Origin of the sequence: Ectopseudomonas toyotomiensis (assembly GCF_017167985.1) — a bacterium.
GTDB lineage: Bacteria > Pseudomonadota > Gammaproteobacteria > Pseudomonadales > Pseudomonadaceae > Aquipseudomonas > Aquipseudomonas toyotomiensis.
This window is the reverse complement of the sequence record NZ_CP070505.1, coordinates 2,229,043-2,250,221: the sequence shown is the minus strand read 5'-3', so window position 1 is coordinate 2,250,221 and position 21,179 is coordinate 2,229,043. Positions and strand designations below refer to the sequence as shown.

Genomic DNA, 21,179 nt, shown 5'->3' with positions numbered 1-21,179 from the left:
TTGCGGGTTTCACGAGAGCCGGGCAAGGAGGCCACATGGCGCTGCGTTTGACCATCACCAGCTATCACAAGATCACCCCCGGTCAATGCCCCGAGAAAACCCTTGAATATGGTTCGATGGCAATTGGCCGCGGGCCTGATAATGACTGGGTATTACCGGACCCGGCGCGCCTTGTTTCGACGAAACATTGCCTTGTGCAAAACAGGGATGGTCGCTACTACATCACCGACAGCAGCACCAATGGTGTCGAGCTGATCAAGGCTGGTGTACGCATGCAACGCGGCAACAGCGAACTTCTCACTCACGGCGAAGTTATTCGTATCGGTGAGTACGAAATTCAGGTAGCGCTGGAAAGTTCCATTGCAGAAGGCTCTGCACCGTTTTCCACCGCCCCCTCCGGAAATAGTTTCGAAGCCCTGATGGAGAGCCATCAGGACGCTCCGGCAGTACCGTTCAGCCCCCCGGCAAACCCCTTCGACTCCTCGGCCAGCGCCCACTTGCAGAGCGTCGCGCCGCACGAGACATTGCCCGATCTATTCGATTTTCTCGGCCCGAGCACATCGGCACCGGTGCCTGTCGCCGATCATGTTCCAGCGCAGCAGCATGACTTCCGACCGCCGGAATTCAAGGCCCCTCCTGTCGAACCCAAACCCGCCAGCACGCCGGGCCTGATCCCCGATGACTGGAGCCTGTTCGACGACGTCGTGCCGGCAGCAGCTCCAGCTGCACCTTTGCCGGACCTTTCCCTACGACCAGAATCCACCGAGCCGGCACCTGTGCCAGCACCGATCCCTGTACCTGCCACACCTGCTGCAGCGCCTGTCGATCAGCCGCAGGTTGCTCAGGGCGACAATTCACTGCTGCAGGCTTTCTTCCGCGGTGCGGGGCTGGAACACCTGCGTCTGGATACCGAGCATGCGGCCGCACAAATGGAGAACATCGGACGCAGTTACCGCCTGATGGTCGATGGCTTGATCGACGTGCTGCGGGCGCGCAGCAGCCTCAAGGGCGAGTTCCGCCTGCAGCAGACCATGGTGCAGCCGGTGGAGAACAACCCGTTGAAGTTCGCGCCCAACGCCGAAGAGGCCTTGCTCCTGCTGCTGCGCGGCGGCAACTCGGCCTTCATGTCGGCTGATCTGGCGGTGCAGGACAGCTTCGATGATCTGCGCGCCCATCAGCTAGCGGTGATGGCGGGCGTGCAGTCGGCCATTCGCCATCTGCTGGCGCGCTTCGAGCCGCAGGCACTGGAAGCGCGCATGGGCAAGGGCGGCGGGCTGGCCAGCCTGTTGCCGAACGCTCGCCAGGCGCAGTGCTGGCAGCAGTTCGTGGAGCTCTACGCGACCCTGTCGCGCGAAGCCGAAGATGATTTTCAGGACCTGTTCGGCCGCGAGTTCGGCCGGGCCTACGAGCAACATATCGCCCGTCAACGTCGCCCTTGAGGGCGTAGGCAAGGATGAGCAACGTGCGTAAACGAACACTCCGGCCCGTTCTGTTGGGCCTGCTGCTGGCAGCGCTGAACAGCGGCTGCAGCAAGGACGCGGTGGATAACGCCGACACTGCCCAGGGGCCGACCACCGTCATGCTGCAGCTGCAGGCTGGCGATGACCTGAACCCCACCACCGACGGCTACAGCGCGCCCGTGCGCGTACGCGTGCTGGAGCTGCGTAGCGCCGCAGCGTTCAGTCGGACGGATTACTTCAGCCTTGCCGAGCGTGCGGCGGCAAGCCTCGGCAACGAACTGGTGGCTGAGGATGAATGGCTGGTGCACCCCGGCCAGACCCGTGAGTTGACCCGTGTGCTGGATCCGGCAACCCGCCACCTCGGCCTGCTGGTTGGCTACCGCGAAATCGACCGGGCGCAGTGGCGTCTGGTGCTGGAGCCGAAGCAGGGCACCCTCAGCCATTACCGTATCGACCTCGGGACCCACGCCGCCAGCGCTGCTGAGCTCGCCGCGCCGTCCCGCCTCGACTCTCGCTAACAGGAGCCTCTATGTCCTGGAACAACCGTGTGATCTGGTCCGAAGGCATGTTCATCGGTACCCAGCATTTCCAGCAGCACGACCGCTATCTGGAGGCGCTGATCGATGCGCGCAGCCGCCCACTGTCAGCGGCTGGCTGGGGTTTCGCCGATCTGCAGCTGGATATGGGGTTACTGGCACAAGGCAAGCTGGCCATCGTCAGCGCCCGTGGCCTGTTACCCGACGGCACGCCGTTCAATATCCCGCAGGACGACGTGGCGCCAGAACCGCTGGACATCCCCGAGGACCTGCGCGACGGAGTGGTCTACCTGGCCCTGCCGCTGCGCCGAGCCGGTGTGCGGGACACCGTCGAAGCGGGTGAAGCGCTGGGTGGCGCGCGCTACCGCGGCCAGGTACGCGAAGTGCGTGACGACAATGCCGCCTTCGAAAGCCGCGTACCGGTGATGGTTGGCGAGCGCGCCCTGCGCCTGCTGACCGCCGCCGATGGCCTGCAGGAATACGCCGTGCTGGGCGTGGCGCGCGTGCGGGAAAAACGCGCCGACCGTGCCCTGGTGCTGGACGAACAGTACATCCCGCCGCTGCTCGACGTGGCGGCCAGCGCGCCGCTGGCCGCCTTCCGTGGCGAGCTGCTGGGGCTGCTGCATCAGCGCGGCGAAGCCCTCGCCGGGCGCGTGGTGGCCTCCAGCGCCGGCGGCGCCTCGGAGATTGCCGACTTCATGCTGCTGCAGCTGGTCAACCGTGCGCAGCCGCTGTTCGCTCACCTGGCGCAGCTGCAACCGCTGCACCCGGAGCGCCTGTACAGCGAATTGCTGGCCCTGGCCGGTGAGTTCGCCACCTTTTCCAGCGCCGGCCGGCGCCCGTCGGAGTTCCCGACCTACCTGCACGACGACCTGCAGGTCAGCTTCACCCCGGTGATGCAGGCACTGCGCGAAGCACTGTCGATGCTGATCGACAGCAAGGCCGTACCGATTCCCATCGTCGAGAAGGCCTATGGCGTGCACGTGGCGATGCTGGCCGACCGCAGCTTGCTGGACAACGCCAGTTTCGTTTTGGTGGTACGCGCCGACATGCCCGCCGAAACCCTGCGCGGACGCTTTGGCCAGCAGAGCAAGATCGGCTCGGTGGAACACATCCGCGACCTGGTCAACCTGCAGTTGCCGGGGATCAACCTGCTGCCGCTGCCGGTGGCGCCAAGGCAGATTCCGTTCCACGCCGGCTCGACCTACTACGAGCTGGATCGTGGCAGCGAGCACTGGAAGCAACTGGCACATTCCGGCGGCTTCGCTTTCCACGTGGCGGGTGAATACCCCGGCCTGAACCTGGCCTTCTGGGCGATACGGGGTTAATCCATGACGGATCAAGACGACTGGCTGAACAAGCCGCCGGCAGCACAACCGCAGAACAACGATCGCACCCAGTTCATGCCGCGCCCGGGTGGTCGTGGTCCGCAGCCCGCCGCCGAGGCGCCGGCTGCCCCACTGCAGATGCCGGCCGCGCCGCTGCCGGCGGGCCAGGCCCGTGGCATGAACCCACTGGAGCAGGCCGCCGGCCCGCTGCTGAGCATGCTCACCCGATTGCGCAGCACCCTGGCCCATCCCGCACCGGCCAGCCTGCGTGCGCAGTTGCTAGGTTACCTGCGCCAGTTCGAACAGCGCGCCGAAGCCGCCGGTGTGCCACGCAACGACGTGCTGCTGGCGCGCTATGCGCTGTGCACAGCCCTCGACGAAGCGGTGCTGAGCACGCCCTGGGGCAGCACCAGCGAGTGGGGCAAGCAAAGCCTGCTGATCACCGTGCATAACGAGGCCTGGGGCGGCGAGAAGGTGTTCCAGCTGCTCGAACACTGCCTGCAAAGCCCGCGCGAACGGCTCGATCTGCTCGAGCTGCTGTACCTCTGCACCAGCCTCGGCTTCGAGGGCCGCTATCGGGTCATGCATGACGGGCGCAGCCAGCTGGAAGCGCTGCGCGAGCGTACCGCAGCGACCCTGCGCAGCGTCCGTGGCGAGCGCGAACACGAGCTGTCGCCGCACTGGCGCGGGGTCAGCGTGGCGCCGGATCGCTTGTCACGATTGCTGCCGCCCTGGGTCGGGCTGGCCGTAGCGCTAGCTCTGTTGCTGATGCTGCTGATGCTGCTGCGGATGATGCTGGCGGCCGATGCTGAACCGGTGTTCCGCCAGATTCACGCTTTGGGCGAGGTGCCGGTGCAGAGCATCGAACCAGCCGTGGTCAAGCCGCGCGTGGTCGAGCGACCACGCCTGGCCACCTTCCTCGCCGATGACATCCGCGCCAACCGCGTGGCGGTCGAGGATGGTGTCGACCGCTCGGTGGTGACCATCCGCGGCGACGAGCTGTTCAGCTCCGGCAGCGCCAGCATCCGTGATGACTTCCAGCCATTGCTGCTGCGCATCGCCGAAGCGGTTGCCAAGGTCAAGGGCCAGGTGCGCATCACCGGGCACAGCGACAACCAACCGATTGCCACGTTGCGCTTCCCATCCAACTGGGCGCTGTCGCGTGCCCGCGCCGAGGAGGTGCTGCAGATTCTCGCGGCACGTACCGGTCAGGCCGAGCGCTTCAGCGCCGAGGGCCTGAGCGACACCGAACCGCTGGCATCCAATGCCACGGCCGAAGGAAGGGCGAAGAATCGCCGGGTAGAAATCACCGTGCTGGCGGAGGGTGTGGAGTGAAGGCGCTGTTCGGATTCATCACCCGCTGGGTCATCCCGGTACTCGGGCTGATCGCCCTGAGCCTGATCATCTGGTTCGTCGGCCCCCTGCTCAATGCATTGCAGCCGGCCTGGACGCGCTGGACGCTGATCATCCTGCTGTTCGCCCTGTGGCTCGGCTGGCGCCTGTTCTGTCTGCTGCGCGAGCGCCAGCAGGAACGCAAGGTACTCGACGGCCTGGCGGCACAGGCAGCACCGGATGCCGCCAGTGTAGCCACCGCCGAGGAGCTGGCGACCCTGCGCCAGCGCATGGACGAAGCTCTGGCGCTGCTGAAAAAGGCGCGCCTGGGCGGCGATGAGCGACGCAACCTGTATCAGTTGCCGTGGTACGTGATCATCGGCCCACCGGGTTCCGGCAAGACCACCGCGCTGGTCAATTCCGGGCTGAACTTCCCGCTCGCAGCGCAGTTGGGTGCCGGCGCCGTTCGCGGCGTGGGCGGCACGCGCAATTGCGACTGGTGGTTCACCGACGAAGCCGTGCTGCTCGACACCGCCGGGCGCTATACCACCCAGGACAGCCACGCCCAGGTGGACAAGGCCGCCTGGCTCGGCTTTCTCGACCTGCTCAAGACCCAGCGCGCACGCCGCCCGATCGATGGTGCCTTCATCGCCATCAGCCTCTCCGACCTGCTGCAGAGCAGCGACAGCGAGCGCGCCGCGCACGTGGCGGCGATCCGCTCGCGGGTGCAGGAGCTGTACAACCAGCTCGGCGTGCGTTTCCCCGTCTACGTGATGCTCACCAAGTGCGACCTGGTACCGGGCTTCATGGAGTTCTTCGACGACCTCAGCCGCGAGGAACGCGCCCAGGTCTGGGGCTTTACCTTCGCCCTGGATGACGGCAAGAGCATCGGCGGCCCGCTGGAGCATTTCGACAGCGAGTTCGTCGCCCTCGAACAGCGCCTCAACCAGCGCCTGGTCGAACGTCTGCAGCGCGAACGCGATCCGGCACGACGGGACCTGATCTACGGCTTCCCGCAGCAATTTGCGGCGATCAAGAGCCTGCTCGGCGAGTTCCTCAACGGCGTGTTCAAACCCAATGCCTACGAGGAGCGCACCCTGCTGCGCGGTGTGTACTTCACCAGCGGCACCCAGGAAGGCAGCCCGATCGACCGCCTGATCGGTGCCATGGCGCAGAGCATGAACCTCGACCGCCAGCACCTGGCCAGGCAGAGCGGCAGCGGCCGCAGCTATTTCCTCCAGCACCTGTTCAGTCGCGTCGCCTTCGCCGAGCGCGGCTTGGTCGGCGTCGACCAGAAGGTCGAGCGCCGCCGCAGATGGCTGGCCATCGGCTCGCTGGCCGCCAGCGTGGCGCTGGTACTGGTGGTGAGTACGCTGTGGCTGCTCAGCTTCAACGCCAACCGCGAGCATATCGCCCAGGTCGGCGCGCGCACCGTGCCGCTGGAACAACAGGTGCGCAGCCTCAGCCCGGCGCAACGCGATGTGCTGGCGGTACTGCCACTGCTCAGCGCCGTACGCAACCTGGCTGGTGACCCACCGGACTGGGCCAAGGGACTGGGTCTGTATCAGGGCGACATGCTCGAAGAGCAGGCCGCCAGCGTCTATCGCCGCCTGCTGGTGGCCACCTTCGCCCCGCGCCTGCTCAGCCGCGTGGAGGAACAGCTGCGCTCTGGCGGTGGCACCGATTACCTCTACGAAGGGCTCAAGGCCTACCTGATGCTCGGTGGCGGCGAGCACTACGACGCCGAGTTCATCAAGGCCTGGATCGCTCTGGATTGGGATCAGAGCCTGCCGCGCGACTTGCCGGGCGAACAGCGCCAGGCGCTCGACGGGCATCTGCAGGCCCTGTTCGAACGTCGTCCACCGGACGCGCGTCTGGATCAGCGCCTGATCGACGAGCTGCGCATGCAGCTGCAGCGTCTGCCCCTGGCGCAGCGCGTGTACGACCGGGTCAAGCGGCAGAAGCTGCCGGCCGGGGTCAGTGACTTTCGCATCAGCGAAGCCGCCGGGCGCGACGCCGCGCTGATCTTCACGCGCAAGAGTGGCAAGGCGCTGAGCGACCCGCTGAGTGGCTTCTACACCCGCCGCGGCTACCGCGAAGCCTTCCTCCGCGCCAGCGTCGGCCAGGCCAGCGTGGTAGCCGAGGAACAATGGGTGCTGGGCCGTCAGCTCGACAGCACCCAGGATGCGGTGAATCTGGCCGCAGATGTACGCCAGCTGTACCTGCGCGATTACGTGCAGCAGTGGGATGCGTTGCTGGCCGACCTGGACTTCGTGTCCATCACCAGCGTGGCCCAGGCGGCGGACGTGCTGCGGATACTCTCGGGGCCGTCCTCACCGCTCAAGCAACTGCTGATCGCGGTGGCGCGGGAAACCGATCTGCAGCAGGCGCCCGAATCCGAAGGTGTGGCCAAGGCCGCCGACGAGGGTGTCGACCAGCTCAAGCAGAAGCTCGGCTCGCTGCTCGGCCAGACCCAGGCCGGCAACGCCGTGGCTGCGGTTACGCAGATCGATCCGGTCAGCGCGCATTTCGCCGAACTCCACAGCCTGGTCAGCCAGGACCCGTCGGCGCCGATGGCCATCGATGGCCTGCTGGCGGATCTCAACGAACTTTACGTGCAACTCAGCAGCATGGTCGGCGCCAGCGGCGAGGCGCTGCTCGGCGAGGCGAAGAATCAGGCCAGTGCAGCCGCCGCGCGGGTCAACCTGACCGCAGCGCGTCAGCCGAAGCTGGTCCAGGGGCTGGTGGGCTCGGTCGTCGCCGCCAGCACCAACAGCATGATGGGCGGGGTGCGCAACCAGCTCAACGCCGCCTGGCAAAGCGATGTGGTCAATGTCTGGCGGCAGTCGCTGAGCGGCCGTTACCCGATGGTAACGGGCAGCCAGCGCGACGCCACGCTGGATGATTTCGGCCAGTTCTTCGGTGTTGGCGGGGTGATGGATAACTACTTCCGCAAGTACCTGCAGCCCTACGTCGACACCTCGGCACGCACCTGGCGCTGGCAGCCGGGCGCGGCGCAGAAGTTGGGCATCTCCGCCAGCGTGCTGCAGACCTTCCAGCGCGCCGCGCTGATCCGCGATGAGTTCTTCCGCAGCGGCGGCCTGCAGCCCAGCGTGCGCTTCGACCTCAAGCCGGTGAGCATGGATGCCACCATCAGCCAGTCGCAGCTTGATCTCGACGGCCAACTGATCGGTTTCGACCACGGCCCGAGCCGTCCGGTGGCGGTGCAATGGCCGAACCCGAGCAGCGTCGGCGTGGTACGCCTGACGGTATCACCACCGGTCGAAGGCGGACGCTCGGCGTTGACCCTGGAAGGCCCGTGGGCCTGGTTCCGCCTGCTCGACCAGTCCGAGCTGATTGGCGGCGCCTCGCCGGATCGCTTCAACCTGCGTATACGCCTGGATCGTTCCAGCGTTGCCTACGAACTGCGCGCCAGCAGTGCCTTCAATCCTTTCAAGAGTCGCGCAGTGGCCGGCTTCACCCTGCCGGAGCGGCTATGACGATGATGGGTTTCTACGGCAAGGTCGCCAGCCGCGGCGACTTCATCGAACGCAACCTGCCGAAGGACTTCCAGCGCAGCTGGGACGCCTGGCTGTCGGCTGGCCTGCAGACCAGCCGGCAACAGCTCGGTGAACACTGGCTGGACGCCTACCTGACCAGCCCGTTGTGGCGCTTCGCCCTGGCACCTGGCGTGTGCGGTAGCGAGGCCATGGCCGGGGTGCTGATGCCGAGCATCGACCGCGTCGGCCGCTACTTCCCGCTAACGGTCGCCTGCCGTATTCCCTGCGGGCAGCCGCTGCAAGCCTTGCAGGCGGGCGAACCTTGGTTCGAGCGGATTGAGGATCTGCTGCTGAGCACCCTGGAGGAGGGCGCCCGCTTCGAAGACTTCGAGACAGCGGTGCAGAGCCTGGAAAGCCTGCCGGATACGGCACTGCCCGCGTGCGACCAGGCGCATGGTCTGCAGCACTGGCCGGTGGTCGATGCCCCGGGGCGTCTGGCGGCACTCGCTGCCCAGGCCTGCAGCGGTGCCAGTCTGTGGTGGGGGCGTGGCTCGCAACGCATCGCGGCCGGATTGCGACGCTGCCAGGGGCTGCCACCGACCGAGTCCTTCGCGGCTTATCTGCTAGGGCCGGAGGTGGTCGCGCAATGACTGCACTGCATTACCAGTCGGCGGCCTACAGTCATGTCGGCCTGGTTCGCCAGATCAACGAAGACGCCTATCTGGAGCGTCCCGAGGCGGGCCTCTGGGTCGTGGCCGATGGCATGGGCGGGCACGCGGCCGGCGATTACGTCAGCAGCCTGATCGTCGACAGCCTGCGCAACATCAAGGCGAGCGACAACCTGAGTGACTACGAACATGTTCTGCGGCTCACCCTGAGCCAGGTCAACAGCGCCGTACGCGAGCAAACCCACCTGCGCGGCGTGACCATGATGGGCAGCACCGTGGTGCTGCTGGTTACCCGCGGCGACCAAGGTTTGTGCCTGTGGGCCGGTGACAGCCGCCTGTACCGGCTGAGGGCGGGTGAGCTGCAGGCGGTTTCCCGTGACCACAGCTATGTGCAGGACCTGCAGGACAGCGGCCTGCTCAGCGAGGCCGAAGCGCGCCTGCATCCGCGCGCCAACATCGTCACCCGCGCCGTTGGCGTGCAGGACCAGCTGGAGCTCGCCTGCAGCCAGTTCGATGTCCTCCCCGGCGATACCTGGCTGCTGTGCAGCGACGGCCTTACCCGCACCGCCGAAGACCACGAAATCCGCGATGTGCTGACGCACAGCGATCCCTATCAGGTGGTGCGCAGCCTGATCCATCTGGGCCTGACCCGTGGGGCACCCGACAACATCACCGCCATCGTCATCAAGGCGAGCGAGCCCGTCTCATGGACCTGAACATTCCCGGTTTCGACATCGACAGGATGATTGGCGAAGGCGCCATGGCCACCGTCTACCTGGCGCTGCAACGTTCACTTGAGCGCAAGGTGGCCTTGAAGATCATGGCCCCGGCGCTGGCCGCCGACGCCTCGTTCTGCGAGCGCTTCCTGCGTGAGGGCAAAACCCTGGCGCGCCTGGCGCATCCGCATATCGTCACCGTGCACGACATCGGCAATGCCGGCGAGCACTACTACATGGCCATGGAGTACCTGCCCAACGGTACCCTGGGCGAGCGTATCGCCGCTGGCCTGAGCCCCGAGCAGGGCTTGCAGTACATCCGCCAGATCGCCTCGGCGCTGGGTTATGCCCACAGCCAGGGGCTGATCCACCGCGACGTGAAACCGGCCAACATCCTCTTTCGCGCCGACGGCACGGCGGTGCTGTCGGACTTCGGCATCGCCAAGTCGCTCGATGACAGTACCCAGTTCACCCAGGTCGGTTTTGCCGTTGGCACGCCCAACTACATGAGCCCCGAGCAGGCGCGCGGTCTGGATATCGACGGCCGCGCCGACCTCTACGCCCTCGGCGTGGTGCTCTACGAAATACTGGTCGGCGAGCTGCCGTACATGGGCACCGACGCGCTGTCCACGGCACTGGCGCACCTGACTCAGCCATTGCCGGAACTGCCGCTGCAGCACAGTCGTTATCAGCCCCTGCTGCAACGCCTGCTGGCGAAGAACCCGGATGAGCGTTTCAGCGATGCCAGGGAACTGCTGGCCGCGCTCGATACCCAGCCAGCCCCCGACTCGGATGCGACCGTGATCCGTCCAGCGTTCACCCAGCAGGCCACGCTGGGCGCGCCCTCGACTAGCGAGATGGGGGAGCTGCAACCGGTATCCATCGAGATTCCGCGCAGCGCACCGACCCCGGCACCGACCGTGGCACCCGCACCGACTGCCCCTGCCAGCAGCGCAGCGGCACCACCGGCTGCCAGTAACAAGGGGCCACGCATGGCACTGCTGGCAGTTGCCGTGGCCGCCGCGCTGGGCGTGGGTGGCGGCGTCTACTGGTGGCTCGGCCAGCCTTCCACTGTGGTGGCGGCAGACAGCGCGCCGCAAAGCACCGGGCAGGGCGCAGCTGTCGCGTCACTGGCAGCCGACACGGGCGAGGCCGGTGAACATCCACTGCTGATGCCTGGCAAGACAACCCTCTACCAACGTATCCTGGCCAAGCCTGGGGCACAGCTGCTGAGCGCTCCGGGCGCCGCCACTGGCGAAGCATTGCCGGCCTTCTCGGTGCTCTACGTGTATGCCCGGCGCAGCCAGGACGGCCAATCCTGGTTGCAGGTGGGTGCAGCCAGCGATGGCCGGGTGCAAGGCTGGATCGCCGCCGAGCAGACCAGCGACTGGAAGCAGAGCCTGGTACTCAAGTTCACCGAGCGTTCCGGACGAGCGCCAGTGCTGTTCATGCAGCAGGCCGCCGACGTCGAACGGCTGATCGACCGCACCAGCCAGGCGCGAGAGCTGCTGCTCAAGGCGCAGAACGATCCCGAGCAGGTGCCGCAGGTGGTGGCACTGGAGCCGACGAGCAGCGCTGTTCCGCAGGATCAGTTCTACCTGATGCCGATCTTCGACTTCCGCGAAGTCTTCGATGCCGAAGGCCAGCCGGTGCAACTGCTGAATATCGCCTCGATTGACCCCGGCAGCGCCGCCCAGTCTCCTGCCGAACGGCCGACCGCTGCCAGCGACACAGGCTTTCGTACCGGTATCGTCCTGGTGGTCGACACCTCGGTGTCGATGCAGCCCTACATCGACCGCGTGCGCCAGGTGGTCAGCGAGCTGCAAAGCCAGCTGCAGGCGCGCGGTGAGCTGGACAACGTCAGCTTCGGCCTGGTCGGCTATCGCAACAGCACGGCGCGCACACCGGGCCTGCAATACCTGAGCAAGACCCTGGTCAGCCTGAAGGAAGGCAGCGATCCGCAACGTTTCCTGCGCGCCGCCGAGCAAGTGCAGGCGACCACGGTATCCAGCCACTCATTTAACGAAGATGCCTTCGCCGGGGTCATGCAGGCCGTCGAAGGCATGGACTGGTCGAGTTATGGCGGCCGCCTGATTCTGCTGGTCAGCGATGCTGGCGCGCTGCGCAAGAACGATCCCTTCAGTAGCACCTTGATGAACGAGGCCGAGGTACGCCAGGCGGCACTGAGCAAGCAGATCAAGATCTTCGCCCTGCACCTGCGCACCCCCGCCGGCAAGGCCAACCACGCCTCGGCCGAGCAGCAGTATCGGGTGCTGACGGCCGACAGCAACCCGCAGATTGGCGACCTCTACGTCTCGGTGCCGGGCGGCGATGTCCAGGCCTTCGGCGAGCGCGTGCGCGAGATCGGCTCGACCTTCGCCGAACTGGCGCAGCAGGTTCGCGCCCAGCAAGCGCCAGTGCCCCCACAGTTGTCCGGTGGCACCAACCTGGCGACCAAATCCCAGGCCATCGGCTACGCCATGCACATGGATTTTCTCGGCCGCCGCAGCGCCAGCCAGGCGCCGCAACTGGTCAGCGCCTGGACCGCCGACCGCGATCTGAGCAACCCGAATCTGCCGACGCTGCAGGTGTGCGTGATGCTGACCAAGCTGCAACTCAACGACCTGCAGCAGTCGCTCAAGCTGATCGTCGACGCCGCGCGCAAGACCAAGACCTCGCCGGCCGACTTCTTCAGCGAGATCGCCAGCGCCAGCGCCTACATGAGTCGTGACCCCGCGGCGCTGCGCCAGGGCGCCAACCTGGCGCAAAGCGGCGTGCTCGGCGAATACCTCGACGGCCTGCCGTATCGCAGCAAGGCGCTGAGCATGACCCAGGATCTCTGGCTGTCGCTGTCGGTGGCCGAGCAGGAGGACTTCATCGACGAACTGGAGTCGAAGATTCGCCTCTACGAAACCTTCCACAACGACATGGCCAACTGGGTGCGCTTCGGCAATGCCGAGCCGGGCGACGCCCTGTACCGTGTACCGCTGTCGACGCTGCCATGATGATTCGCCTGCAGCAGGTCCTCAAGCAACGTGGCCAGGGCGCGCAGCGCTACAGCCTGGCCATCGAGCAGTTGCAACTGCAGGCCGGCGCACGAGTGGCACTGGTTGGCCCCAGCGGCTGCGGCAAGAGCACGCTGCTTGACCTGCTGGCCCTGGTGCTGGCTCCCGATTCCGCCGAGACATTTGCTCTGGAGCTGGCCGGCACTACCTGCGATATCGCCGAGCTGTGGCGGCAGGGCCGGCAGAGCAAGCTGGCGCAGCTACGCAGCCGGCATCTGGGTTACGTGCTGCAGGCCGGCGGGCTGCTCGGCTTTCTCGACGTACGCGGCAATATCGTTCTGCCTCGGCAACTGCTCGGCATGCCGGACAACGGCCAGGTGCAGCGTCTGGCACAGGCATTGGATGTTCAGGAGCAGCTGGCCAAGTTCCCGGCGCAGCTATCGATCGGCCAACGCCAACGGGTCAGCTGTGCTCGAGCCCTGGCGCACGGACCGACGTTGTTGCTGGCTGACGAACCCACTGCGGCGCTGGACCCGCTCAATGCCGAACGCGTCATGCAGCTGCTGCTCACTCAGGCCGCAGAGACCGGTGCGACCTGCGTGGTGGCGACGCACGACGAAGCGCTGGCGCAGCGCGCCGGCCTGCAAATCCTGCGCATGAGTTGCCGGCGCGACGCCGACGGCGGTGTCAGCGCCCATCTGGAGCAGGCCGCCTGATGCGCCTGCTGCTGATCGCCGGCCTGGCCTGGCAGGACTACCGCCGCGAGGCGCGCCTATCTGCGTGCAGCGTACTGGCCCTGGTAGCGGTGATTGCGCCGCTGCTGGTGCTGTTCGGCCTCAAGTACGGCCTGGTAGGCAGCCTGACCGAACGTCTGCAACGTGATCCTGCGGTGCGCGAGATCATCCCGCTGGGTGGCACGCGCCTGCAGGCCGAGTTCATCGAGGCACTGAGCCAACGCGAGGACGTCGCCTTCGCCATCCCCCGTACCCGACAGATCGCCGCCACCAGCGAATTACAGGTGGCGCCAGGGCAGATCCGGGTGACTGTGGAGATGCTGCCGACGGCGGCCGGCGATCCGCTGCTGCAAGGCCTGCCGTTGCCGCAGACGCTGCAGCAGGTGGTGCTCAGCCATAGCGCTGCCGAAAAGCTTGGGGTTACGCCAGGTAGCCAGTTGCAGGCGCGCTTCGGGCGTCAGCACGGCGGCGACCTGCAGTGGCAGCAGACCAGCCTGCAGGTGCTGGCGGTGCTGCCGCTGGCCGCCTTCGAGCGCGACGCGCTGTTCGCGCAGGCGGCGCTGCTGGAGGCCGTCGAGGATTACCGCGACGGCCTGGAGGTGGCTGCACTGGGCTGGCCGGGCGCGACAGCGACACAGGCGCCACGCATCTATCCAGGGTTTCGTCTGTATGCGCGCACCCTGGATGACGTCGAACCGCTACGCCAGTACCTCTCCGCGCAGCAGGTGCAGGTCGTTACCCAGGCAGCGCAGATCGCCCAAGTGCAGGCACTGAGCCGCAACCTCGATCTGTTGTTCTGGCTGATCACCACCCTGGCGCTGGGCGGGGCCGTGGCTGCCACCAGCGCCGGCGCCCTGGCTGCCGTCGAGCGCAAGCAACGGGAGCTGGCGGTGCTACGCCTGCTGGGCTTCGGCAGCGGCGCGCTGCTGCTGTTTCTGATCATTCAGGCGCTGTACAGCGGCCTATTCGCCAGCGTCCTGTCAGCCCTGCTGTACCTGTTGGCAGAGGGCGGTATCAACCATCTTTTCGTGCAGGCGCCGGGCGATCACGCCAGCCGTCTGCTGCCCGAGCATTACCTGGTGGCCCTCGCTGCCGTCCTGCTGGCCAGCGCCCTTGCCGCTGCGCTGGGCGGGCGGCGCGTGGCCCGGATCGACGCCTCTCAAGGAATTCGCGATGTCTGACAGTCGTTTCGCTCCCTCTGCCCTGATACTCGCCACGCTTGCCCTGGCGGCCTGCTCGCCAGCCGATGAGCCACCAGCAGCGAGCACACCCGTCACACCTGCGCAGTCCGAGGCCGAGGCTCCACGCGAACTGGATGCAGAACAATTGGCCAGACTGGACAACCCCAAACCCCTGTCGGGTGACGTCAGCCTGCCGCTGCCCTGTGGCGGAGAAATGCTCTTCCGCCACGTTTACGTGCTGACCCAGGGCAGCCTGGATGATCGCGAAGTCAGCCTGGGCTATCCGTTCAGCGAGGGCGAGGCCGGCTACAAGCAATCCTTCATATCCGGTTATCGCCGCGACTTCATCAACGGCCAGTTCAGCCTGCAGGACCTGGCGCCGCAGTGGCGAAAGCAGGTCGCCGAACGCCTGCCCAAGATCGACGCCGGCAGCCCGCTGAAACCGATGATGTATTTCATCGGCAAGTACGAGGTCACCGCCCGTCAGTACGCTCAGGTCATGGCCCAAGCTCAGGCCCTGGCCAGCGGTGAACCGGCGCCGGAGTGCGCGCCCGTCACCAGCGCCGCCGGGCGGCTGCCGCAGGTAAAACTGTCGCGCTTCGAGGCCGAGCGTTTCGCTGCGGTCTATAGCGCCTGGCTGCTAGCCAATCACCGCGATCTGCTGCCCGTGAGCGGCAGAGGCGGCAAGGCGGAAGAGGGCGGCGCGGCCTTCGTCCGTCTGCCCACCGAAGTGGAATGGGAATTCGCCGCCCGGGGCGGCTCGGAAGTCAGCCGCCAGGAGCTGGAAGCGCGGCTGTTCCCACGTCCGGTCGAAGGCAGCGACGATGATGGCCCGCTGGCGAACTGGGCCGTGTTCAACCAGGTCGCAGGTGGCACCGGTCAGGCGCCTCGACTGATGCCCATCGGCACCAAGCAGGCCAACCCGCTGGGGCTGTTCGACATGATCGGCAACGCTGCCGAAATGGTTCAGGAGTCGTTCCAACTGATTAGTGCCGGGCGCCGCCAGGGCACCTATGGCGGCTTCGTGGTCAAGGGCGGCAACTATCTGGAAGGCGAGGGCACGCTGTTTACCGGCATGCGCCGCGAGTACCCGCTGTTCGGCGCGGATGGCAGCGAGCAACGTAATGAAACCACCGGCTTTCGTGTGGCGATCGGCGCCTTGTCCGCTCCGCGCTCGCGCTACGACGAGCTGTTCGCCCAGTGGCAGAAACAAGGGCGCCTGGCCGAGCTGACGGATGACATCGACGCTGCCGATGACCCGACTCAACGCCTCGACAGCATCATCGCCAGCGCCACCGACCCGCGCCTGCAGGCCGAGCTCGGATTGGTCAACGAGGAGCTCAAGCGCAATGTCTCGCTGATCGCCCGCCAGCGCGAAGAGGCCGCTGGCAACCTGATCCAGTCTGCCGCCCTGGTGGCGGAGACCATCAACAACTACAACATTCGCCTGACCAACCTGCGTCAGAGCCAACGCCAGGCACAGCAGAGCAATGATGCTGCCTCGGCGCAGATCTTCGCTGGCGCCATCGAGAACGGCACCAAGGCGCTCAACGGCGCTGTGGCCATCTACATCGACAACATGGCCAGCGGTACCCGTTACACCAACGCGGTGATCCAGGCGCAGTTCCAGCGCATCAAGGAAGAACTCGCGCGCAAGCCGGTGATTGGCAACAGCCTGGTCAACCGCGCCACCCTGTTCGTCAATCACGTCGCTCTATACCGAGCCCAACAACGGGCCGACTCGGCCGAGATCCTCAAGCAATTGCTGGAAACGCAAGCGGTGTCACAACCGTGAGCGCGATCAGCTATTACCCGCGAAAAGTGACGTTCACATCAATCCACCCCCAGCAGAGAGCCTAGCTATGTACCTATCCAAAGCACGCCTCACCTCGCAGTCTCGCAGTCGCGTTATGACCCTCGCCGCTATCGGTTTCACCTCGATGACCGTATTGATCAGCGGTTGCTCCACCTCCGCTGTCAACCGTGTTGGTAAAACCACCGAGGTCACCTATTACCCAAGTTGCTACCAACCCGTTCAGCACCTGCGTGATACCGACTCCAACATGACTCGCTCGATCGCTACCGGCGCCGTGCTAGGTGCAGTCGGCGGTGCCCTGACCGGCGCGTTGACCGCCGACAAGGAAGACCGCAAGCGCAACGCCGCCATCGGCGCCGCCGGCGGTGCCCTGGTCGGCGGCGCAGCGGCCTACTACACCTCCAAACAACAGCAGATCAGCGACGACCGTCAGCGCATCGGCGCCTATTCCACTGACATCAATGCCAGTGCCAGCACCTTCGACCGCAGCATCGCCTACGCCGAAGCTTCGCAGAGCTGCTACCAGAAGGAGTTCACCAACCTGCTGGCGCAGCGTAAATCCGGGGCGATCAACGAAACAGAAGGGCGCAAGCGTCTGGCCGAAATCATTGCCGGTCTGAACGAGTCCAACAACCTGATCACCGCCGTCAACGGCAAGGCCGGTGAGAACCTGAGCAACTACACCCAGGCTTACGAGGCTGACCTGAAGAACGTCGGCGTCGAACGTGCCGAAGTGACCACCGTCGCCAAGGCTCCTGCCAACAAGCCGGTCAAGCAGACCAAGGTTCCCACCGAGGCCGTCAGCACCGAACGTGTTCTGCAACAGGCCGAAGCCAAGCAGACCAAGAGCCAACAGGTGGCGGTAGCAGGCACCAATCAGGTCAACAGCATGTGCAGCAACCCGGACATGGGCGACTGGGCACCGATTCCCTGCCCGAACGTCTGAGTCCTTGCGGATGATTGACTGACCACACGCTCCGCTGGTCCGCCCTTTATGGGCGGACTGGCGGTTATCGGAGTTTTACCAAGGAGGGCAAATGTCCGACTACCTGATCGGGTTGAGAAACACCCCTTCACAGATCATGGCGCGGCAGCGCATCGAGGCCATGATCGACTTGCGCAAGCTCTACACAGCCATTGATGCCGATCCCGCCATCTCCGGTGCAGGGGTGGTGTATATCGATGCCAATTTCAACGTGGTGACCCTGCGCGAGTTCACCCCGATCTGCAGCATCAGGCCCAAGCGCATCATCATTCGTGAAGCACAGCGCAATGTATCGCCGCAGCAGTTCGTCCAGCAGGTGCAGTCCAACCCGCGTGAATCGCGGCTGGTGGCCGAGAGCGTTAATACCAGTCTGGCCTGTGCCGGCGCGGTGCTGGGCTGGATCGCGATCATCGGCGGTACGGCCATCGTACCGTTTACCGGTGGGGCGAGTCTGGTGATCACGACATTGGGCGTAGCGGCTGCATCGGCAAGCTCCGTGCAGTGTGTGGCAGGTGCTGCGAGGGTCTATACCGAGGTGAACAACCCGGAAGCACTCGATAGACTGGACAGCCAGCAGTGGTATCAGGATGTATCCAGAGCACTGGATATCATTTCTCTTGGCGGCGTAGCCGGGGCCGGAGCAACGATTTTGCGTGTGATGAACATGCGCAGGGCCATGACAGGGCGCAGCTGGTACCAAAGCCTGAATGGCCTGAGCCGTCAGGAACGGCGACGTTTGACCAACGAGATCCTGGAAAACCGCAATCCTGCGCTTACTCCCGCTCTGCGCAAAGCGCTGCAGAGTAGCGGCGAGCTTCCGAAACGATTCAGTACCAGTGAAATCTCGTCGACATTGGCGATCAATATCAGAGATGCGCTGGGTGCCGGGATCGGCTTGCTCGGTAGCAGCATGGTGCAGACCTATGCCATCGGCCTTTACGAGGAGCTGGAGTGAAGCAAGGACTCGATTTTCTCTCGATACTGCGCTGGCACTTTCCGGTTTTCATCGCTGCTTTTTTTCTAGCGCTGTTTTCCCTGGCGATCAGTCAGATTCTGCTGCTGGAGGTCTATCCACCCAGCCTGGATGACTATGGCATCTACATGATGTTGGGCAGCTGCGGCATATCCTTGTACCTGTGTGGCGCAAACCTTCTGGTGATTCGAGGTCGTCCCTGGGCGGTATGGCTGATCGTCGCAGCCATGGTGATCTGTATGTTGCTGGTCATCGGACACTGGGGCAGGCGTGCACCTTACCTGCTGTATTCCATTGGCCTGCTGCTGCCGTTGAGTACCCTGCTGACCCTCAATAGCAAGCGCTACCGCGCCATGCTTGTGGCCATGGTGGAAGTAAGAGGGCAGCGGGCGGCGTGGCGTCAGCGCTTCAAGTAAGAACGCCAGCGTTAGTTCAAAAAGCTCCGCTCAAATAAAAGCCCCTGCCAATTCGCATTGGCAGGGGCTTTTTATTTCACGCCAGCTAACAGTTCAGCTAGCAGGCCATCAGAAGTCCAGATTCGACACCGCCAGGGCGTTGGACTCGATGAAGTCGCGGCGCGGCTCCACAGCATCGCCCATCAGGGTATTGAAGATCTGGTCGGCGGCGATGGCGTCTTCGATGGTCACCTTGAGCATGCGGCGCACTTCCGGGTCCATGGTGGTCTCCCACAGCTGATCCGGGTTCATCTCACCGAGACCTTTGTATCGCTGGATGCTATGACGCTTGGTGCTTTCGGTCATCAGCCAGTCCAGCGCTTCCTTGAAGGTGCTGACCGGTTTCTTGCGCTCGCCACGCTGCACGTAGGCGCCTTCTTCCAGCAAGTTGTTCAGCTGTTCGCCCAGGGTAGTGACGGTCTTGTAGTCATTGCTGGCGAAGAAGTCGCGGTTGAAGGTGGTGTAGCTGGAAAGACCGTGAGATTTGACCTCGACCTCCGGCAACCACAGGTGACGCTCGCGGTCTTCACGCAAACTGGCACTGTAGGTCTGGCCAGACTTCTCGGTCGTCTTCAGACGTGCAGCGAAGCCTTCCAACCAGTTCTGCATGAAGGCCTGATCAGCGAGCTGTTCCACCGAAATGCGCGGCAGATAGACGAAGTGCTCGGTGATGTCCTTGGAGTAGACGCGCGACAGGCGGTCCAGGGTCTTCATCACGCCACGGTATTCACCGACCAGTTTCTCCAACGCGCTGCCAGAAAGACCTGGGGCGTTCTCGTTGACGTGCAGGCTGGCGTCCTCCAAGGCCGACTGGGTCATGTATTCATCCATGGCCTCGTCGTCCTTGATGTACTGCTCCTGCTTGCCTTTCTTCACCTTGTACAGCGGCGGCTGAGCGATATAGATGTAACCACGCTCAACCAGCTCCGGTAGCTGCCGGAAGAAGAAGGTCAGCAGCAGGGTACGGATGTGCGAACCGTCGACGTCAGCATCGGTCATGATGATGATGTTGTGGTAGCGCAGCTTTTCGATGTTGTACTCCTCACGACCGATACCGCAGCCGAGTGCAGTAATCAGCGTGCCGACTTCCTGCGAGGAAATCATGCGATCGAAACGCGCACGTTCGACGTTGAGGATCTTGCCCTTGAGCGGCAGGATCGCCTGGGTCTTGCGGTTACGGCCCTGCTTGGCAGAACCGCCCGCGGAGTCGCCCTCCACGATGTAGAGTTCGGACAGCGCCGGGTCTTTTTCCTGGCAGTCGGCCAGCTTGCCGGGCAGGCCGGCGATGTCCAGGGCGCCTTTACGGCGGGTCATTTCACGCGCTTTACGAGCCGCTTCGCGGGCGCGAGCGGCATCGATCATCTTGCCGACCACGGCCTTGGCTTCGTTGGGGTTCTCCAGTAGGAAGTCGGAGAAGTACTTGCCCATCTCCTGTTCGACTGCGGTTTTCACCTCGCTGGAAACCAGTTTGTCCTTGGTCTGCGAGCTGAACTTCGGATCCGGCACCTTGACCGAGATGATCGCAGTCAAGCCTTCGCGGGCGTCATCACCGGTGGTGGCAACCTTGAACTTCTTCGCCAGGCCTTCGGACTCGATGTAGTTGTTCAGGTGGCGGGTGAGGGCAGAGCGGAAGCCCGCCAGGTGAGTACCACCGTCGCGCTGTGGAATGTTGTTGGTGAAGCAGAGCAGGTTCTCGTTGAAGCTGTCGTTCCACTGCAGGGCAACTTCGACACCAACGCCGTCTTCTTCGCGCTGAACATTGAAGTGGAACACCTGGTTGACCACTGTCTTGTTGGTGTTCAGGTACTCAACGAAAGCCTTCAGACCCCCTTCGTACTTGAACAGCTCTTCCTTGCCGGTGCGCTCGTCACGCAGCAGGATGCCCACCCCAGAGTTGAGGAAGGACAGTTCGCGCAGACGTTTGGCCAGGATGTCCCAGCTGAAGTGGATATTGGCGAAGGTTTCTTCGGACGGCTTGAAGTGGATCTGCGTACCGGTACCGTCGGTATCACCCACAGCGGCCAGAGGCGCTTGCGGTACACCATGCACGTAGGTCTGTTCCCAGATCTTGCCGCTACGGCGGATGGTCAGCACCAGCTCCTTGGAGAGGGCATTCACTACCGAGACACCCACGCCGTGCAGGCCGCCAGACACCTTGTAGCTGTTGTCATCGAACTTACCGCCGGCGTGAAGCACGGTCATGATGACCTCGGCCGCCGAGACGCCTTCTTCCTTGTGCATGTCGACCGGGATACCACGGCCGTTATCGCGCACACTGATCGACTCATCCGGGTGGATGGTGATGGTGATTTCGCTGCAGTAGCCTGCCAGCGCTTCGTCGATCGAGTTGTCGACCACCTCGAACACCATGTGGTGCAGACCACTACCATCGTCAGTGTCACCGATGTACATCCCGGGACGTTTGCGTACGGCGTCCAGTCCTTTCAGCACCTTGATGCTGGAGGAGTCGTACGTTTGGTTCTCGCTCAT

At 64.6% G+C, this 21,179-nt stretch carries 15 protein-coding genes; 14 read left to right on the top strand and 1 reads right to left on the bottom strand.

Translation table 11 applies throughout. The features are described from left to right. Positions 1-35: 35 nt before the first annotated feature. From tagH to JWV26_RS10260, 14 genes are all read left to right on the top strand, one after another. On the top strand, positions 36-1,439 hold the full coding sequence (tagH, locus tag JWV26_RS10325) for a type VI secretion system-associated FHA domain protein TagH (protein ID WP_206418990.1): 1,404 nt from the start codon (positions 36-38) through the stop codon (positions 1,437-1,439). Between the two features lie 23 nt (positions 1,440-1,462). Continuing rightward, on the top strand, positions 1,463-1,978 hold the full coding sequence (gene tssJ / locus JWV26_RS10320) for a type VI secretion system lipoprotein TssJ (protein WP_241201291.1): 516 nt from the start codon (positions 1,463-1,465) through the stop codon (positions 1,976-1,978). Positions 1,979-1,989: 11 nt separating this feature from the next. Then, positions 1,990-3,324, top strand: coding sequence for a type VI secretion system baseplate subunit TssK (gene tssK / locus JWV26_RS10315; RefSeq protein ID WP_206418988.1), 1,335 nt, complete (start codon positions 1,990-1,992; stop codon positions 3,322-3,324). 3 nt (positions 3,325-3,327) lie between these two features. Further along, complete coding sequence (locus JWV26_RS10310; RefSeq protein ID WP_206418987.1) at positions 3,328-4,659, top strand: DotU family type VI secretion system protein; 1,332 nt, start codon at positions 3,328-3,330, stop codon at positions 4,657-4,659. Next, complete coding sequence (tssM, locus tag JWV26_RS10305) at positions 4,656-8,156, top strand: type VI secretion system membrane subunit TssM (RefSeq protein ID WP_206418986.1); 3,501 nt, start codon at positions 4,656-4,658, stop codon at positions 8,154-8,156. The genes JWV26_RS10310 and tssM overlap by 4 nt, the downstream gene beginning before the upstream one ends. Continuing rightward, complete coding sequence (tagF, locus tag JWV26_RS10300) at positions 8,153-8,806, top strand: type VI secretion system-associated protein TagF (RefSeq protein ID WP_206418985.1); 654 nt, start codon at positions 8,153-8,155, stop codon at positions 8,804-8,806. Before tssM ends, tagF begins: the two co-directional genes overlap by 4 nt. Then, a complete protein-coding gene (locus JWV26_RS10295) occupies positions 8,803-9,540 on the top strand; it encodes a PP2C family protein-serine/threonine phosphatase (protein WP_206418984.1) in 738 nt (245 codons plus the stop codon). The genes tagF and JWV26_RS10295 overlap by 4 nt, the downstream gene beginning before the upstream one ends. Beyond that, positions 9,531-12,545, top strand: coding sequence for a serine/threonine-protein kinase (locus JWV26_RS10290; protein WP_206418983.1), 3,015 nt, complete (start codon positions 9,531-9,533; stop codon positions 12,543-12,545). The genes JWV26_RS10295 and JWV26_RS10290 overlap by 10 nt, the downstream gene beginning before the upstream one ends. Then, positions 12,545-13,261: an ABC transporter ATP-binding protein gene (locus JWV26_RS10285; protein ID WP_277426032.1), complete on the top strand. Its 717-nt coding sequence runs from the start codon at positions 12,545-12,547 to the stop codon at positions 13,259-13,261. The genes JWV26_RS10290 and JWV26_RS10285 overlap by 1 nt, the downstream gene beginning before the upstream one ends. Beyond that, positions 13,261-14,460 (top strand): FtsX-like permease family protein, encoded by a 1,200-nt coding sequence (locus JWV26_RS10280; protein WP_206418981.1) that lies wholly within the window; start codon positions 13,261-13,263, stop codon positions 14,458-14,460. Before JWV26_RS10285 ends, JWV26_RS10280 begins: the two co-directional genes overlap by 1 nt. Next, positions 14,453-16,255 carry a formylglycine-generating enzyme family protein gene (locus JWV26_RS10275; RefSeq protein ID WP_206418980.1) on the top strand — a complete coding sequence of 601 codons (1,803 nt, stop codon included), beginning with the start codon at positions 14,453-14,455 and terminating at the stop codon, positions 16,253-16,255. The genes JWV26_RS10280 and JWV26_RS10275 overlap by 8 nt, the downstream gene beginning before the upstream one ends. 67 nt (positions 16,256-16,322) lie before the next feature. Continuing rightward, on the top strand, positions 16,323-17,222 hold the full coding sequence (gene tagQ, locus JWV26_RS10270; protein ID WP_206418979.1) for a type VI secretion system-associated lipoprotein TagQ: 900 nt from the start codon (positions 16,323-16,325) through the stop codon (positions 17,220-17,222). A 91-nt stretch (positions 17,223-17,313) separates the two neighbouring features. After that, complete coding sequence (locus JWV26_RS10265; protein ID WP_079785093.1) at positions 17,314-18,216, top strand: Ssp4 family T6SS effector; 903 nt, start codon at positions 17,314-17,316, stop codon at positions 18,214-18,216. Beyond that, positions 18,213-18,650 (top strand): hypothetical protein, encoded by a 438-nt coding sequence (locus JWV26_RS10260; protein ID WP_206418978.1) that lies wholly within the window; start codon positions 18,213-18,215, stop codon positions 18,648-18,650. The genes JWV26_RS10265 and JWV26_RS10260 overlap by 4 nt, the downstream gene beginning before the upstream one ends. A 108-nt stretch (positions 18,651-18,758) precedes the next feature. On the opposite strand, the gene gyrB is transcribed toward JWV26_RS10260, so the two are convergent. Continuing rightward, on the bottom strand, positions 18,759-21,179 hold the full coding sequence (gyrB, locus tag JWV26_RS10255; protein WP_206418977.1) for a DNA topoisomerase (ATP-hydrolyzing) subunit B: 2,421 nt from the start codon (positions 21,177-21,179) through the stop codon (positions 18,759-18,761).